This is a genomic window from Bacillus cereus group sp. Bce019 (assembly GCF_051781745.1).
GTDB classification, from domain to species: domain Bacteria; phylum Bacillota; class Bacilli; order Bacillales; family Bacillaceae_G; genus Bacillus_A; species Bacillus_A cereus.
Window position 1 is genome coordinate 1 of record NZ_JBPWJX010000009.1, and the last position, 14472, is coordinate 14472.

Genomic DNA, 14472 nt, shown 5'->3' on the forward strand with positions numbered 1-14472 from the left:
TCCGCAGTAGCTCAGTGGTAGAGCTATCGGCTGTTAACCGATCGGTCGTAGGTTCGAGTCCTACCTGCGGAGCCATATTTATAGAGAAGTACCCAAGTGGCTCAAGGGGCTCCCCTGCTAAGGGAGTAGATCGCGAACGCGGTGCGAGGGTTCGAATCCCTTCTTCTCTGCCAGAACTGGCCCGTTGGTCAAGTGGTTAAGACACCGCCCTTTCACGGCGGTAACACGGGTTCGAATCCCGTACGGGTCATACTAAAAGAGATAGCATAATCTGCTATCTCTTTTTTGTTGTATAAATATGAAGTATTCGCTGTTGCAGTTGGGTACATAGAGAGCCGTAAATACAATCATGTTAATTATTTGGACCTGTATGAATATGAAGGAATTAACTTCAACTTGAACTTTTACCCCAGCTGTATGGCTGTAGCCTCCTACACTTGGAGAAACCGATGAAAATGCATCTGGGAGCTACTGTGGAAAATAAATAATATATAGAAGAAGTTGCTTTCTCTCAATAGCTGTGATCTACTGAAGACAGCTTTTTTATGTTGTCAGTATTGTCGAGTTTTGTCGGTAAGTCGATATATTGCAAAAATCGCTGATATAATTTGAGTTACGATCGATAAATTTTAATAATCGCTGATATATTTGGAGTTACGGTCGATATATTCTAAAAATCGCTGATATAATTTCACTTACCGACAAAAACCACAAGAAAATCCCTTTCACAATCTAAAGAAAACGCCTCCATTGAAATGGATTCCACACCTATTCCAATAACTTTACACTCTATGTGAAAAAGTTCACAAATAGGTCATAATTTGTGAAGTAATTCACAATAATACGTGCTACAATATGAATGTAAAGAAGTTAAACAACATTAAATTAGTATTTTAATTAATTACTTAAACAATCATAAAAAAATATATGTGAACAATAGAGAGGGGAAATTACCATGAAAAAAGGTATCAATCGTGTAGTATTAGTAGGAACAGGAGCTGTAGGTTGTAGTTATGCTTACTCAATGATCAACCAAGGTGTAGCTGAAGAATTCGTATTAGTAGATGTTAATGAAGCAAAAGCAGAAGGGGAAGCAATGGACTTAAGCCATGCGGTACCATTCTCTCCATCACCAACAAAAGTTTGGAGCGGTAGCTATGCAGATTGTAAAGATGCAGATTTAGTTGTTATCACTGCTGGGTTACCACAAAAGCCAGGTGAAACTCGTTTAGACTTAGTTGAGAAAAATACAAAGATCTTTAAACAAATCGTTCGAGGCATTATGGATAGCGGATTCGATGGAATCTTCTTAATCGCAACTAACCCAGTTGATATTTTAACCTACGTAACTTGGAAAGAATCTGGTTTACCGAAAGAGCGCGTAATCGGTTCTGGTACTACTTTAGACTCTGCTCGTTTCCGTTACATGTTAGGTGACTACTTAGATGTAGATCCACGTAACGTTCATGCTTACATCGTTGGTGAACACGGTGACACTGAACTTCCAGTATGGAGCCACGCTACTATCGGTGTACAAAAATTAGAAACAATCTTAGCTAACAACGAACAGTACAAACAAGAAGACTTAGAAAAAATCTTCGAAAACGTACGTGATGCAGCTTACCATATCATCGAGCGTAAAGGTGCAACTTACTACGGAATCGGTATGTCACTACTTCGTGTAACTAAAGCAATCTTAAATAACGAGAACAGCGTATTAACTGTATCTGCATACCTTGAAGGTCAATACGGCGAGAAAGATGCTTACGTAGGTGTTCCAGCTGTAATTAACCGCGAAGGTGTACGTGAAATCGTAGAACTTGAGCTAAATGAAGATGAAAAAGCGAAGTTCGCTCATTCTGTAAAAGTATTAAAAGAAACAATGGCACCAGTACTATAATAATTGCTAAATAGTTCAGAGGTGGGAAACTGCTTCTTACCTCTGAACTTATATAATTTAATATAAATTCCTTTTCCGGTTTCCCTTGTATATCCCCAATATACCCCTTTTGCTGGATAAGGGTCGTTTATAGAAAAAGAGCACTCTATTTTACGTAGAGTGCTCTTTATTATTCCGCTATTTGCCGGGCAGTAAAACCTCAATTGATTAAAGTTTCACTTTATTATTTTTTAGGCATTAATCCTAATTTCTTTAAAATATCTGCCAGTGTACCGCTTTTTGATTTTTCAGCAGCTGTTTGTGATTTAGATACATCCGAACCTTTTTTTCAAGAAGTTCTTTTCGACGAAACGAATATCTTTATCACCTGCAAGGTTTTCGTCATGTTTTGCATAATAATATTGACCAAGTAGCTTTCAGTATCTAATTTTGTTATTAGACAGCTTGAAATGAGTTACTCGGTGTTTCGGAATCACTGAAATAAGCAAATAAACCACCGAATGTAAGTGATAAACTGAGCGTTGCCGTGCCAATTTCCATTTCTAATTTTTGTTTTACTGGCATAAGAACCTACTTTAATTTAATTTTTTATCACATTTTCATTTTGGATATAAATAGGGTAGAACAAATTATTTTAGTATGCTTTATTGAGAACAAAAATGTCTACTTATGAATTTCGCATTTCAATAAAATTGTTGTAAAAATGTTGAGAAATATTTTTTATGACAGATTATTTTTCTATGATTTCAAGTAGGAAATAACGTGAAAAAGAGGAAAAAGCTAATAAAATAGAGGTTGAGAAATAAATATGAAGATGAAAGATTAGTGGGAAATAAAGCGTTTTCAATGAATATTCGTCAAAATTCGATATTTTACACGGAAATGTGAAGGAAAACTAACATTTTTAAGAAAAAAACGAATGTTTTTTATAAATTAACAAGGATATTGCAGTTTTTCGCAGAAATAGTTAAAGTATAAAAAATTCTGTCATCTAAGTGAGGTGAGCATATTGAGTGTAATAAATTGTGAAGAAGTGAAACGAGATGAGTTTCATACAGAAAAGTACTATGAAAGTTATAACATCTTTGGCGCACATGTTGTGACGGAAGATGAGATTCAAGGGGTACGATTTACAGTGTGGGCTCCTCATGCGAAAGCAATGAGTGTTGTTGGAGATTTTAATGAGTGGGATTATGAGCAACATAAAATGCTACAAGTGACAGAAGAAGGCATTTGGTCCTTGTTTATACCGCATATTGAAGAAGGAGAAATATATAAATATGCGATTGAAACGTTGGCTGGTGACGTCATTTTAAAGGCAGATCCGTATGCTGTATATGCAGAAGTAAGACCGAATACGGCATCTGTAGTTTTTGATATAAAGGGATATGAATGGAATGATAAAAACTGGACTCGTAAGAAAAAGAAAAAATCGATTTATAAAGAAGCGATGACAGTTTATGAATTGCATTTTGGTTCTTGGAAAAAGAAAGAAGATGGAACACTGTATTCTTACAGGGAAATGGTAGAAGAACTCATTCCATATGTGGTGGAACATCAATTTACACATATTGAAATTATGCCGCTTGTTGAGCATCCATATGATCGTTCTTGGGGATATCAAGGAACGGGATATTATGCAGCGACGAGTAGATTTGGTACACCGCATGATTTAATGTATTTTGTCGACGAATGTCATAAATATGGAATCGGTGTCATTTTAGATTGGGTGCCGGGGCATTTTTGTAAAGATGCTCACGGTTTATATTTGTTTGATGGCACACCGACCTATGAATATAAAGATAAAGATGTACAAGAAAATCCAGTATGGGGAACTGTCAATTTTGATTTAGGAAAGAGAGAGGTACGTAATTTCTTAATTTCAAATGCGTTATTTTGGATGAGATATTTCCATATTGATGGTTTCAGAGTAGATGCAGTTGCGAACATGTTGTACTGGAATAAAGAAGGACAAGAGCAAAGTAATGAGCATGCTGTTTCATTTTTAAGAGAGTTAAATGAAGCAGTGTTTGCAGAGGATGAAGATTTTCTTATGACGGCAGAAGATTCAACAGCTTGGCCACTTGTAACAACTCCAACGTATGAAGGTGGGCTTGGATTCAATTACAAATGGAACATGGGCTGGATGAATGACGTGCTGAAATATATGGAGTGTGCGCCTGAATATAGGAAACACATTCATGAGAAAATGACGTTTTCTTTGCTATATGCGTACTCTGAAAACTTCATATTACCGCTTTCTCATGATGAAGTCGTTCATGGGAAAAAGTCGTTATTAAATAAAATGCCAGGTGATTACTGGGATAAGTTTGCTCAGCTTCGTTTATTATATGGATATTTCTTTACTCACCCAGGAAAGAAATTACTTTTCATGGGAGGGGAATTTGGACAGTTTGATGAGTGGAAAGACCTTGAAGATTTAGATTGGAATTTACATGATTTTGAAATGCATCGTTATATGCATGATTACTTTAAAGAGCTCATAGCATTGTATAAGCGCTCAAAACCACTTTGGCAGCTTGATCATTCGCCTGAAGGTTTTCAGTGGATTGATGCTAATAATAACGAGCAAAGTATTTTCTCGTTTATCCGCCAAGGGGATAAACAAGAGGATGCGTTAGTTATCGTATGTAATTTTACGAAAGCTACATATGAAAACTATAAAGTAGGTGTACCAGATTTCGAGTATTATAACGAGATTTTAAACAGTGATGCACAGCAATATGGCGGTTCGGGGCAAGTGAATAAGAAACGTCTTAAGACGATTCTAGAACCGTACCATAATCAAGCAGCACATGTAGAGATTACAATTCCACCATTTGGCGTATCCATATTACGACCAGTGAAGACGAGAAAGGGGAGCAAAAAACAAGATGGCTCAAAAACAAAAGTGCGTAGCAATGTTACTAGCAGGGGGAAAAGGTAGTCGATTAAGTGCATTAACAAAAAATTTAGCCAAGCCAGCTGTTCCATTTGGTGGTAAATATCGCATTATTGATTTTACGCTAAGTAACTGCGCAAATTCTGGTATTGAAACGGTTGGGATTTTAACGCAATATCAACCACTAGAACTTCATAATTATATCGGAATCGGCAATGCGTGGGATTTAGACCGAGTAAGCGGTGGAGTCACAGTATTACCTCCTTATGCGGAGTCTTCAGGTGTGAAGTGGTACACAGGTACGGCAAGTGCCATTTATCAAAACTTAAACTATTTAAGTCAATATGAACCAGAGTATGTTCTTATTTTATCAGGCGACCATATTTATAAAATGGATTACAGTAAGATGCTAGATTACCATATTGAGAAAGAATCGGACGTATCCATTTCTGTTATTGAAGTACCTTGGGATGAAGCGAGTCGCTTTGGCATTATGAATACAAATGAAGAAATGGAGATTGTTGAGTTTGAAGAGAAACCACAATTTCCAAGAAGTAATCTTGCATCAATGGGAATCTATATTTTTAATTGGTCAATTTTGAAAGAGTATTTAGAGATGGATGCAAGAAACCCTGAATCTAGTAACGATTTCGGAAAAGATGTACTTCCGCTTTTATTGGATGAAGGGAAGAAGTTAATGGCGTATCCGTTTGAAGGATATTGGAAAGATGTTGGAACGGTGAAGAGCTTATGGGAAGCGAATATGGATTTGCTTCGCGATGAAACATCACTGAATTTAAACGATCGTAATTGGCGTATTTACTCTGTCAATCCAAACGAACCGCCTCAATATATTGCTGAAAAGGCGAAAGTAGAAGAATCGCTTATTAACGAAGGATGCGTCATTGAAGGGGACGTGAAGCATTCTGTGTTATTCCAAGGAGTGACGGTGGAAGAAGGAAGTATGGTGATTGATTCTGTCGTTATGCCAGGGGCTAAGATTGGTAAAAATGTTGTGATTGAAAGAGCGATTGTTGGATCAGAAATGGTTATCGAAGATGGAACAATCATTCGTCCAGAAAAGAATGTTGACGATGTAGTATTAATTGCTGAAGGGAAATAGAAAAGGGGGATGAAATGAATGGGAGAAAAAATGTTAGGAATTATTAATGCAACGGGAAGTTTTCCTTCCTTAAAGAAAGTAACAGGGCATCGTTCACTAGCGGCGTTACCGTTTGGGGGCCGTTATCGACTCATTGATTTCATGCTTTCAAATATGGTGAATTCTAGTATTCATAGTGTGGCAGTTTTTACAAGCCATAAAAATCGTTCGTTAATGGACCATGTTGGTTCAGGAAAACAGTGGGATTTAGATAGAAAACGAGACGGACTATTTTTATTCCCGCCAAACTGCCAATGTGACCAAGATGAATTTGGGTCTTTTGCACACTTTAGAAGACATATTGATTATTTTCTAAGAAGCAGAGAAGAGTACGTTGTTATTACGAATAGCCATCTCGTAACAGCATTAAATTTTCAAGCGGTGTTAGAGCGACATATACATACGGCAGCTGATATTACAGAAGTTTGCCATGAAGGGGTTTCGCTTCAAACATACGTGTTAAAGAAACAATTATTGTTAGACTTATTTGAGTCATATAAAGGTGTGGAACAATACAGTTTATTTGATGTAGTGAGAGAAAAGCGCGGGAAATCATTACACATTGCTACATATGAACATACTGGATATGTAGCAATTATTGACTCGATTGAAAGTTACTATAAACATAGCTTAGAAATTTTGCAACCTGCTATTTGGAAGCAATTATTTAAGAAAGAAGCACCGATCTTTACGAAAGTAAAAGATGAGCCACCAACTCGTTATTTAAAGGGTGCAGTCGTGAAAAATACAATGATTGCAAATGGCAGTATTATTGAAGGGGAAGTCGAAAACAGTGTTGTTTCCCGTTCGGTTAAAATTGGAAAAGGTTCAATTATTCGTAACAGTATTATTATGCAAAAGAGTCAAATTGGAGATAACTGTATAATAGACGGTGTTATTATTGATAAAGACGTGAAAATTGGCGACGGTGTCGTATTAAAAGGAAGCGCCGATGAGCCGTATGTTGTAGAAAAAGGAAGCGTACAAAACAGTACGATTAATAGTTATTCCTAAAGAATCAGTGGGGGCTTTTTCCTCCACTGATTAAAGTTTTAATTTAAATGAAAACTCGAAGGGAGGAAGCTGCAAGAGGAGTAATAAAAACTTTTCGCGCAGTGGGACAACAAGTGAATATTTTATTTGCAGTATCAGAATGTGTACCGTTTGTGAAATCGGGAGGATTAGCTGATGTAGCGGGTGCGCTCCCAAAAGAGCTAAAAAAATTAGGAGTGGACGTTCGTATTATACTTCCGAATTATAGTCTCATTCCGCAAAAGTTAAGAGATGGATGTACGTTACATAAAGTAATTAACGTCCCTCTTGGGTGGAGAAATCAATATTGTGGAATTTTAAAAGGTGAGCAAGACGGAATTACGTATTACTTAATAGATAATGAATATTATTTTAAGAGAGATTCTCTGTATGGTCATTATGATGACGGAGAGCGTTTTTCTTATTTCTCAAAAGCGGTGTTAGAGTGTATTCCGTACCTTGATTTTGAAGTGGATGTTCTTCATAGCCACGATTGGCATACGGCTATGGTTAATTTCTTACTTCGTGAAAAGTATCAAGATAACCCGTTATATGAGCGTATTAAAACGGTATATACGATTCATAACTTGCAGTTCCAAGGAGTATTTCCTCCTGAAGTGATGTACGACTTGTTAGAGCTTGGTGATGAATATTTTCATAGTGAGCAGCTAGAGTTTTATGGAAACGTAAACTTTATGAAAGGCGGTATTATTGCTTCGGATCAAATTACAGCGGTGAGCCCGACGTATAAGGAAGAAATTCAATATGAATTTTTCGGTGAGAAGTTAGATGGATTACTGCGAAAATATAATGATAAGCTTAGCGGCATTGTAAATGGTATTGATACGAGCGTATATAATCCAGAAACGGATTCGTATATTAAGGCCCAGTATGATGCAGAGTCATTATATGAAAAGAGTGAAAATAAACGCGCCTTGCAGCGTTATTTTGGTTTGCCAGAAAAAGAGGATACACCAATTATTTCAATGGTAACGAGATTAACGAAGCAAAAAGGTCTTGATTTAGTACGTACTGTATTCCGCGAAATAATGGAAGAAGATGTACAATGTATTATTTTAGGTTCAGGTGATTCGGAATATGAGCAATTCTTTGAGTGGATGGCATATGAGTATCCGGAGAAGGTAAAAGTTTATATCGGATTTAATGAAGAATTAGCTCACCAAGTGTATGCGGGAAGCGATTTGTTTTTAATGCCATCGCTGTTTGAACCGTGTGGACTTGGACAACTTATCGCATTAGCATACGGTACAATTCCAATTGTAAGAGAAACAGGTGGGTTAAACGACACGGTACATTCTTATGATGAAGAAACAGGCGAAGGAAATGGTTTCAGTTTCACGAATTTTAATGCACATGACATGCTGCATACGATTCATCGTGCAATTGAATTCTATCATGATAAACCAGTGTGGGAGCAGCTTGTAAAACAAGCGATGAATGAAGATTATAGCTGGGAGCAATCGGCTCTTGCTTATAAGGAATTGTATAAAAGTCTCATGGAATAACATGTAGGTGGTGAAAAAATGTTTACTCATGTTGAAAGTTTTAAATCAACTTTTCTAGAAAAGTTAGAGACGATGTATGGTAAAAGTTTTAAAGATTCTACAACTCGTGATCAATATAATACGCTCGGCCATATGGTACGTGAGTATATGAATAGTCAATGGATTGCAACGAACGAGAGTTATCGATCCAGAGAGCAAAAGCAAATGTATTACTTGTCTATTGAGTTTTTGCTTGGACGTTTGCTTGGAAGTAACATCTTGAATTTAGGTATTCGAGATGTATGCGAGCAGGGGTTATCTGAACTAGGGATTTCGTTACAAGAGTTAGAAGAAGTGGAAGCAGATGCAGGCCTTGGTAATGGTGGGCTTGGACGCTTAGCAGCCTGTTTTCTCGATTCACTCGCATCTTTAAACTTACCAGGACACGGCTGTGGAATTCGTTATAAACATGGTTTGTTTGATCAGAAAATTGTTGATGGTTATCAAGTTGAATTTCCAGAACAGTGGCTTCTTCATGAAAACGTATGGGAAGTAAGAAGGTATGATCAAGCTGTAGAAGTAAGTTATTTCGGCAGTGTTGAACCGCTAGAAATTGACGGGCGTTTAGAGTTTAGGCATACAAATGCAGAAGTCATTATGGCCGTGCCATATGATGTGCCGGTAGTTGGCTATGAGACGAGTACTGTAAATACACTTAGACTTTGGAATGCTGAACCAGTTCCTTTCCCGCAAAACTGCAAAGATATTTTGAAATATAAGCGTGAAACAGAGGCTGTATCGGAGTTTTTATATCCAGATGATACGCATGATGAGGGAAAAATACTTCGTTTAAAACAACAGTATTTCCTCGTATCAGCAAGTTTGCAAAATATCGTTCGAATGCATAGAGAAAGATATGGTGACCTTCGTCAACTACATGAAAAAATTGCGATCCACATTAACGATACACATCCGGTTTTAGCAATTCCGGAACTGATGCGTATTTTACTAGACGAAGAAAAGTTAGCATGGGAAGAAGCTTGGCACATAACGACGCAGACGATTTCTTATACGAATCATACGACGTTATCAGAAGCGCTCGAAAAGTGGCCAATTCACATTTTTAAACCGTTATTACCGAGAATTTATATGATTATTGAAGAGATTAATGAACGTTTCTGTCATGAACTGTGGGAACAGTATCCGTATGAGTGGGATCGTATTGAAGCAATGGCGATTATTGCACATGACCTTGTGAAAATGGCTCATTTAGCGATTGTCGGTAGCCATAGCGTAAACGGTGTAGCGAAAATTCATACGGAAATATTAAAACAGCGGGAAATGCGATTATTTTATGAGTTTTATCCAGATAAGTTTAATAATAAGACGAATGGAATTGCTCATAGGCGCTGGCTTATGAAAGCAAATCCACAGTTAACAAATCTCATTTCAGAGGCGATTGGAACAGAGTGGAAGAAAGAACCGATTAAGCTTCAAGAGCTACAATTAGTTCAATATGATGCGAGTTTCCAAGAGAAATTTGCAGAGGTAAAACAAGAGCGTAAAGAGATTTTAGCGGAGCGTATTCATAATACAATGGGGATTACCATTGATCCAAATTCTATTTTTGATGTGCAAGTGAAAAGATTACATGCTTATAAACGACAATTATTGAATGTTCTTCATATTTTATATTTGTATAACCGTTTGAAAGAGGATGCTAGTTTTACATTTTATCCGCGTACTTTTATTTTTGGAGCGAAAGCATCACCTGGCTATTATTACGCGAAAAAAATTATTAAATTAATAAATGAACTCGCAAGAAAAGTAAATAATGACCCGTATGTCAGTCAATATATGAAAGTTATCTTTCTAGAAAACTATCGAGTTTCTTTAGCAGAAGATATATTCCCAGCGGCGGATGTAAGTGAACAAATTTCAACGGCGAGTAAAGAAGCATCGGGAACAGGTAATATGAAATTTATGATGAATGGTGCGATTACACTCGGAACGCTAGACGGTGCTAACGTTGAAATAAAAGACCGGGTCGGTGATGATAACTGTTTTATTTTCGGTTTAACGGCCGAAGAAGTCCTTCATTACTATCAAAATGGTGGCTATCGTGCAAGTGATTATTATCACCACAATAGACACATTAAAAAAGTAGTTGATCAATTAACAAATGGTTTCTTTGCACAATCGGGAGCTGAATTTGAAGCGATTTACGATTCTCTCGTTATTCAAAACGATGAATATTTCGTTCTGCGAGATTTTGGTCCATATGCTGAAAGACAAGAGGCTGTCGGTAGAGCTTATGAGAACCGAACGAAGTGGCTAGAAATGTCGATTTTAAATATTGCACAGTCTGGTCATTTTGCGAGCGATCGAACGATTTTGCAGTACAGTAATGAAATTTGGGGTATTGGTAATGCAGTTAAACAGTTTTAAAGAGGTTGCTATATTGGGAGATATATTATCGATTTACCAACAAAAATGGATATTAATAAATAAAACGAGCTTAATAAAATTAAGCTCGTTTTATTTATTTTGCTTAAGAAAGAAATGGAACAGTGGTATATATGATACCTGCCCCATCATACTCTCCTGTCGCAAAGTATGAAAATGTAAAGAAACCTGTAACCGTAAAAATTACAATGAGAAAAAATGCGAAGATAAATTTTAACATGTAAGGTCCCCTCATCCAAAAATAACTTCATAGATTATTATAGTATACGAATATTTTATTTCCAATTGTTTACTGGTTAAAAATGAGAAGTCAGACATGTTTTGTATGTTGTAATGGAATGATTATTTGTAATGGATTTTGTGTTTTTTGTAAATGTCATGTTGTGATGGACGTGTGCATACTCCCAATCATGATCATTAAAATTTATGTTTCGGGGAGGGAGAAGTGGGACGACATCGAACAAGTTGACGAAACGAAAGCTACTAGCTACTTGTAGTTTATAATAATTTCGAAAAGCGATATCTCCTACTTTTGGAGAAGCGAATGTATAAAGTCCATACTGTGCGAAGGCAGTATTTATACGTGCATCTAATATGTGTAATGTGGCAAGCGCGCCACCTAGGCTATGCCCAGTAGCTAGCAGTTTTTTATGTGCTGGCAATGATACGAGCATATCCATAATAGAATCACGACAAGACTCATAAATAGAGAGAAAACCGTTATGGACATTTCCGCCATTTAAAGCATAAGGATAAGGTTTTTGATTGACAAGAGAATCAATAATCCAATCGGGGTCTGTTTGAGTGCCTCTGAAGGCAACAATAATTGTATCCTCAGATTCTAATATAAATCCGAACCATTCTGTTGTTTGAATGGCCTTTCCTTGAAACCCTTGTACATATTGAAAACCATCTGGTATTTCGAAAATGCCATTTTGTTTATATTGTTCATACGTTAACTCACAACAAGAAGCTAACAGTATGGCAGTGTCTTTATCAAAGGATAAAGGAGTACGCATTAAGGAAGCCCTCCTTAAGAAAAAGTATAGTTTAATATATGCAGTGAGGAACTTGATTCATGCTTTTGGAAAAAAGGCTTGAACCTACAGTTACGTGAGGGAGTATGATTTTTGTAAACATATTGTTAGGAGGAGTGTAAGATGAGCAAAAGGGAAGGCTGTTCAATTGGTGAGTTTGCAAAGAGGACAGGCACATCAATACGGACACTACAATATTACGATGAAATTGGACTACTTAAGCCTGAAAAGAATGTTAGCTCTGGTCACCGTGTGTACAAAGGAAAAGATATATTAGAACTACAGAAAATAGTGAGTCTTAAAGTATTAGGATATAGTTTAGAAGAAATACGCGTTATGCTGAAAATGCCAAGTTTGAATGTAAATTTAAAAGAAACGTTGGAACAACAAAGAAAAGCCTTTGAAGAAAAGAGAAGACACATTGAAGCTTCGATAAAGGCGCTTGAACGAACAATGGTATGTCTTGAGGAAGATGAAGAGTTGGATAGTGACATATTAATGAGTCTAATTAACAGCATTCAAAAAGAAAACGAACAACGTTTATGGCTTGAAGGATATGTATCAAAAGACTTGGCTGATGGATTATATAATAAGTCGGAAGAAGAGGGCATAGCACTTGATAAAGAGTTTGTGCGTTTAGCAAAAGAAGTGAAAAGGTTATTTGGAAGACAAATTGAGGATTCAGAAGTGCAAAAATTGGTTGATGAACATATGAAGGCGACTCTTAAGTATGTTGGTGAAGAGACAATATATTCTTTAGGTAAATTAGAGAATGTAGAAGAACAATATAATAATATGATGCCATCTCCTTACACGGAAGAAGAAGAGGCATGGCTTAATGAAGCGATGGAGTATTATATGATTCGAAATGGTATGTATAGCCCTCCGCAGTAAAAATAAAGTGCCATAGTCATAAACTTTAGAGAAATACCTCCGATGTTTTTTTACATTGGAGGCATTTTTTACTCTTTTCCATCTAAAAGGTGAACAAGGCCACCTAATATACTACTTTCACCAGTACTTTATAATGCTGGGCTTGTAAGAGGTTTGAAAAAATAGTCTGTATATATTTGAACGATGAATAACTTACCTATTTTCTTGTGTTTGTTTACACTATATACAGAAAAATTTGAAAAACAAAACGTATTATTTATCTGTTTGTTTTTGCTTCTTTTTCAAATACTCCGTACGCAATTTTTCAAGTTGTTGCTTTTTATCAAATTTGGCAGGTTTCTGTTTTTCATGGAACTTTGCCACAGCTACCTGACTTTTGGAATCCAATTGATATTTTCCCACTTTGTTCACCTACTTTTCTTGTTTCTAAAGAGAATCTATTCAACAAATATAATATACCTTATTTTCCTGAAGTAAACCTTATTACTTTATTTTAACTGCTTTTTCTCGTTTGTAGACGTAAATTAAAACACCCTTTCACTGCATTACTGCAAGCAAGGGTGTTTTAATTTTATTATTTTATTAGTTGATGGCCATGCCTACATAAGGGTACAGTTTACTCTTTCCCATCTAATAAACGACCAAGTCCACCTAATACACTACCTTCGCCAGTACTTTGCGCTGCTGGGCTTGTAAGGCGTGCTGCTAAGCGGCTAAGTGTTAAGGACTGAATCCAAACTGTTCCAGGACCTTCTAATGTTGCGAAGAATAAACCCTCGCCGCCAAATAGAGCTGTTTTTACTTTACCGACGAACTCGACATCATAGTTAATGTCTTTTGTCATAGCAACGAGACAACCTGTATCAATGCGAAGTTTCTCACCAGGTTTTAATTCACGTTTATATACAGTTCCACCTGCGTGCATGAAAGCAAGGCCGTCACCTTCAAGTTTCTGCATGATGAAACCTTCACCACCGAAGAAACCAGTTCCTATTTTTTTCGTAAATTCAATTCCGATAGAAACACCTTTTGCGGCACAAAGAAAGGCATCTTTTTGACAAACTACTTTTCCTTGATATTCTGTTAAATCTACAGGAATAATTTTACCAGGATAAGGAGCAGCAAATGAGACGTGGCGTTTGCCGTGACCTGTATTTGTAAATACAGTCATAAACATACTTTCGCCTGTAACGAGACGTTTACCAGCCCCCATTAATTTTCCGAATAAACCTCCAGATGGGCCAGAACCATCACCGAAGATTGTTTCCATTTCTATGTAATCTTCCATCATCATCATTGCACCAGCTTCTGCGATTACGCTCTCTTCTGGATCTAACTCAATTTCAACAAACTGCATATCATCGCCATATAACTTATACTCGATTTCGTGTGCTCTCATTTTTTTCACCTCGTATGTAATAGATACTTATATTGTACAGAATTTAATAGGATTAGAATACTTTAGTTTTGTTAATTTTCAAATAAAGTGGAACCAACCAAAACTGATTATCAGCTCCCGCCAATCAAGCTGTCCGCAAATGGCGGGATAATATATGAATATGGAAATTCAACAT

At 36.6% G+C, this 14472-nt stretch carries 11 protein-coding genes, 3 tRNA genes and 2 pseudogenes; 10 read left to right on the plus strand and 6 right to left on the minus strand.

What is annotated here, in order from left to right; genetic code table 11:
• The 4 genes from ACS2QP_RS14130 (at window position 1) to ACS2QP_RS14145 (ending at window position 1900) form a co-directional block, all read left to right on the plus strand.
• Window positions 1-75, plus strand: a tRNA-Asn gene (locus ACS2QP_RS14130).
• A 7-nt stretch (window positions 76-82) separates the two neighbouring features.
• Window positions 83-173 (plus strand) — tRNA-Ser (locus ACS2QP_RS14135).
• Between the two features lie 5 nt (window positions 174-178).
• Window positions 179-250, plus strand: a tRNA-Glu gene (locus ACS2QP_RS14140).
• Between the two features lie 705 nt (window positions 251-955).
• On the plus strand, window positions 956-1900 hold the full coding sequence (locus ACS2QP_RS14145) for an L-lactate dehydrogenase (protein WP_437252704.1): 945 nt from the start codon (window positions 956-958) through the stop codon (window positions 1898-1900).
• Window positions 1901-2123: 223 nt separating this feature from the next.
• Here ACS2QP_RS14145 and ACS2QP_RS14150 read toward each other — a convergent pair.
• Window positions 2124-2316, minus strand: a pseudogene (locus ACS2QP_RS14150) (dockerin type I domain-containing protein); the annotation flags it as partial.
• Window positions 2317-2341: 25 nt separating this feature from the next.
• Window positions 2342-2464, minus strand: a pseudogene (locus ACS2QP_RS14155) (TasA family protein); the annotation flags it as partial.
• 445 nt (window positions 2465-2909) lie between these two features.
• Between ACS2QP_RS14155 and glgB the strand changes: the two are divergent.
• From glgB to glgP, 5 genes are all read left to right on the plus strand, one after another.
• The gene (gene glgB, locus ACS2QP_RS14160) at window positions 2910-4847 is read left to right on the plus strand and encodes a 1,4-alpha-glucan branching protein GlgB (RefSeq protein WP_000111405.1); all 1938 of its coding nucleotides are present in this window, start codon (window positions 2910-2912) and stop codon (window positions 4845-4847) included.
• A complete protein-coding gene (gene glgC / locus ACS2QP_RS14165) occupies window positions 4795-5925 on the plus strand; it encodes a glucose-1-phosphate adenylyltransferase (RefSeq protein WP_000057619.1) in 1131 nt (376 codons plus the stop codon). Before glgB ends, glgC begins: the two co-directional genes overlap by 53 nt.
• A gap of 18 nt (window positions 5926-5943) precedes the next feature.
• The gene (glgD, locus tag ACS2QP_RS14170; protein ID WP_000504168.1) at window positions 5944-6978 is read left to right on the plus strand and encodes a glucose-1-phosphate adenylyltransferase subunit GlgD; all 1035 of its coding nucleotides are present in this window, start codon (window positions 5944-5946) and stop codon (window positions 6976-6978) included.
• A gap of 113 nt (window positions 6979-7091) precedes the next feature.
• Window positions 7092-8522, plus strand: a complete 1431-nt coding sequence (gene glgA, locus ACS2QP_RS14175; protein WP_438882568.1) for a glycogen synthase GlgA — start codon at window positions 7092-7094, stop codon at window positions 8520-8522.
• Between the two features lie 18 nt (window positions 8523-8540).
• Complete coding sequence (gene glgP / locus ACS2QP_RS14180; RefSeq protein WP_153581631.1) at window positions 8541-10949, plus strand: glycogen phosphorylase; 2409 nt, start codon at window positions 8541-8543, stop codon at window positions 10947-10949.
• A gap of 103 nt (window positions 10950-11052) precedes the next feature.
• On the opposite strand, the gene ACS2QP_RS14185 is transcribed toward glgP, so the two are convergent.
• Entirely contained in the window at window positions 11053-11187 is a 135-nt protein-coding gene (locus ACS2QP_RS14185; protein ID WP_000911065.1) for a hypothetical protein, read from the minus strand.
• Window positions 11188-11263: 76 nt separating this feature from the next.
• Window positions 11264-11986 carry a lipase family protein gene (locus ACS2QP_RS14190; RefSeq protein ID WP_001260111.1) on the minus strand — a complete coding sequence of 241 codons (723 nt, stop codon included), beginning with the start codon at window positions 11984-11986 and terminating at the stop codon, window positions 11264-11266.
• Between the two features lie 141 nt (window positions 11987-12127).
• Here ACS2QP_RS14190 and ACS2QP_RS14195 point away from each other — a divergent pair, with 141 nt between their 5' ends.
• Window positions 12128-12898 (plus strand): MerR family transcriptional regulator, encoded by a 771-nt coding sequence (locus ACS2QP_RS14195; RefSeq protein ID WP_153581632.1) that lies wholly within the window; start codon window positions 12128-12130, stop codon window positions 12896-12898.
• A gap of 252 nt (window positions 12899-13150) precedes the next feature.
• Here the strand turns inward: ACS2QP_RS14195 and ACS2QP_RS14200 are convergent, their stop codons facing one another.
• Together ACS2QP_RS14200 and ACS2QP_RS14205 are read right to left on the minus strand one after the other, a co-directional pair.
• Complete coding sequence (locus ACS2QP_RS14200; RefSeq protein WP_000521639.1) at window positions 13151-13300, minus strand: hypothetical protein; 150 nt, start codon at window positions 13298-13300, stop codon at window positions 13151-13153.
• A 214-nt stretch (window positions 13301-13514) separates the two neighbouring features.
• Window positions 13515-14297, minus strand: coding sequence for a TIGR00266 family protein (locus ACS2QP_RS14205; protein ID WP_001201257.1), 783 nt, complete (start codon window positions 14295-14297; stop codon window positions 13515-13517).
• Window positions 14298-14472 lie beyond the last annotated feature (175 nt).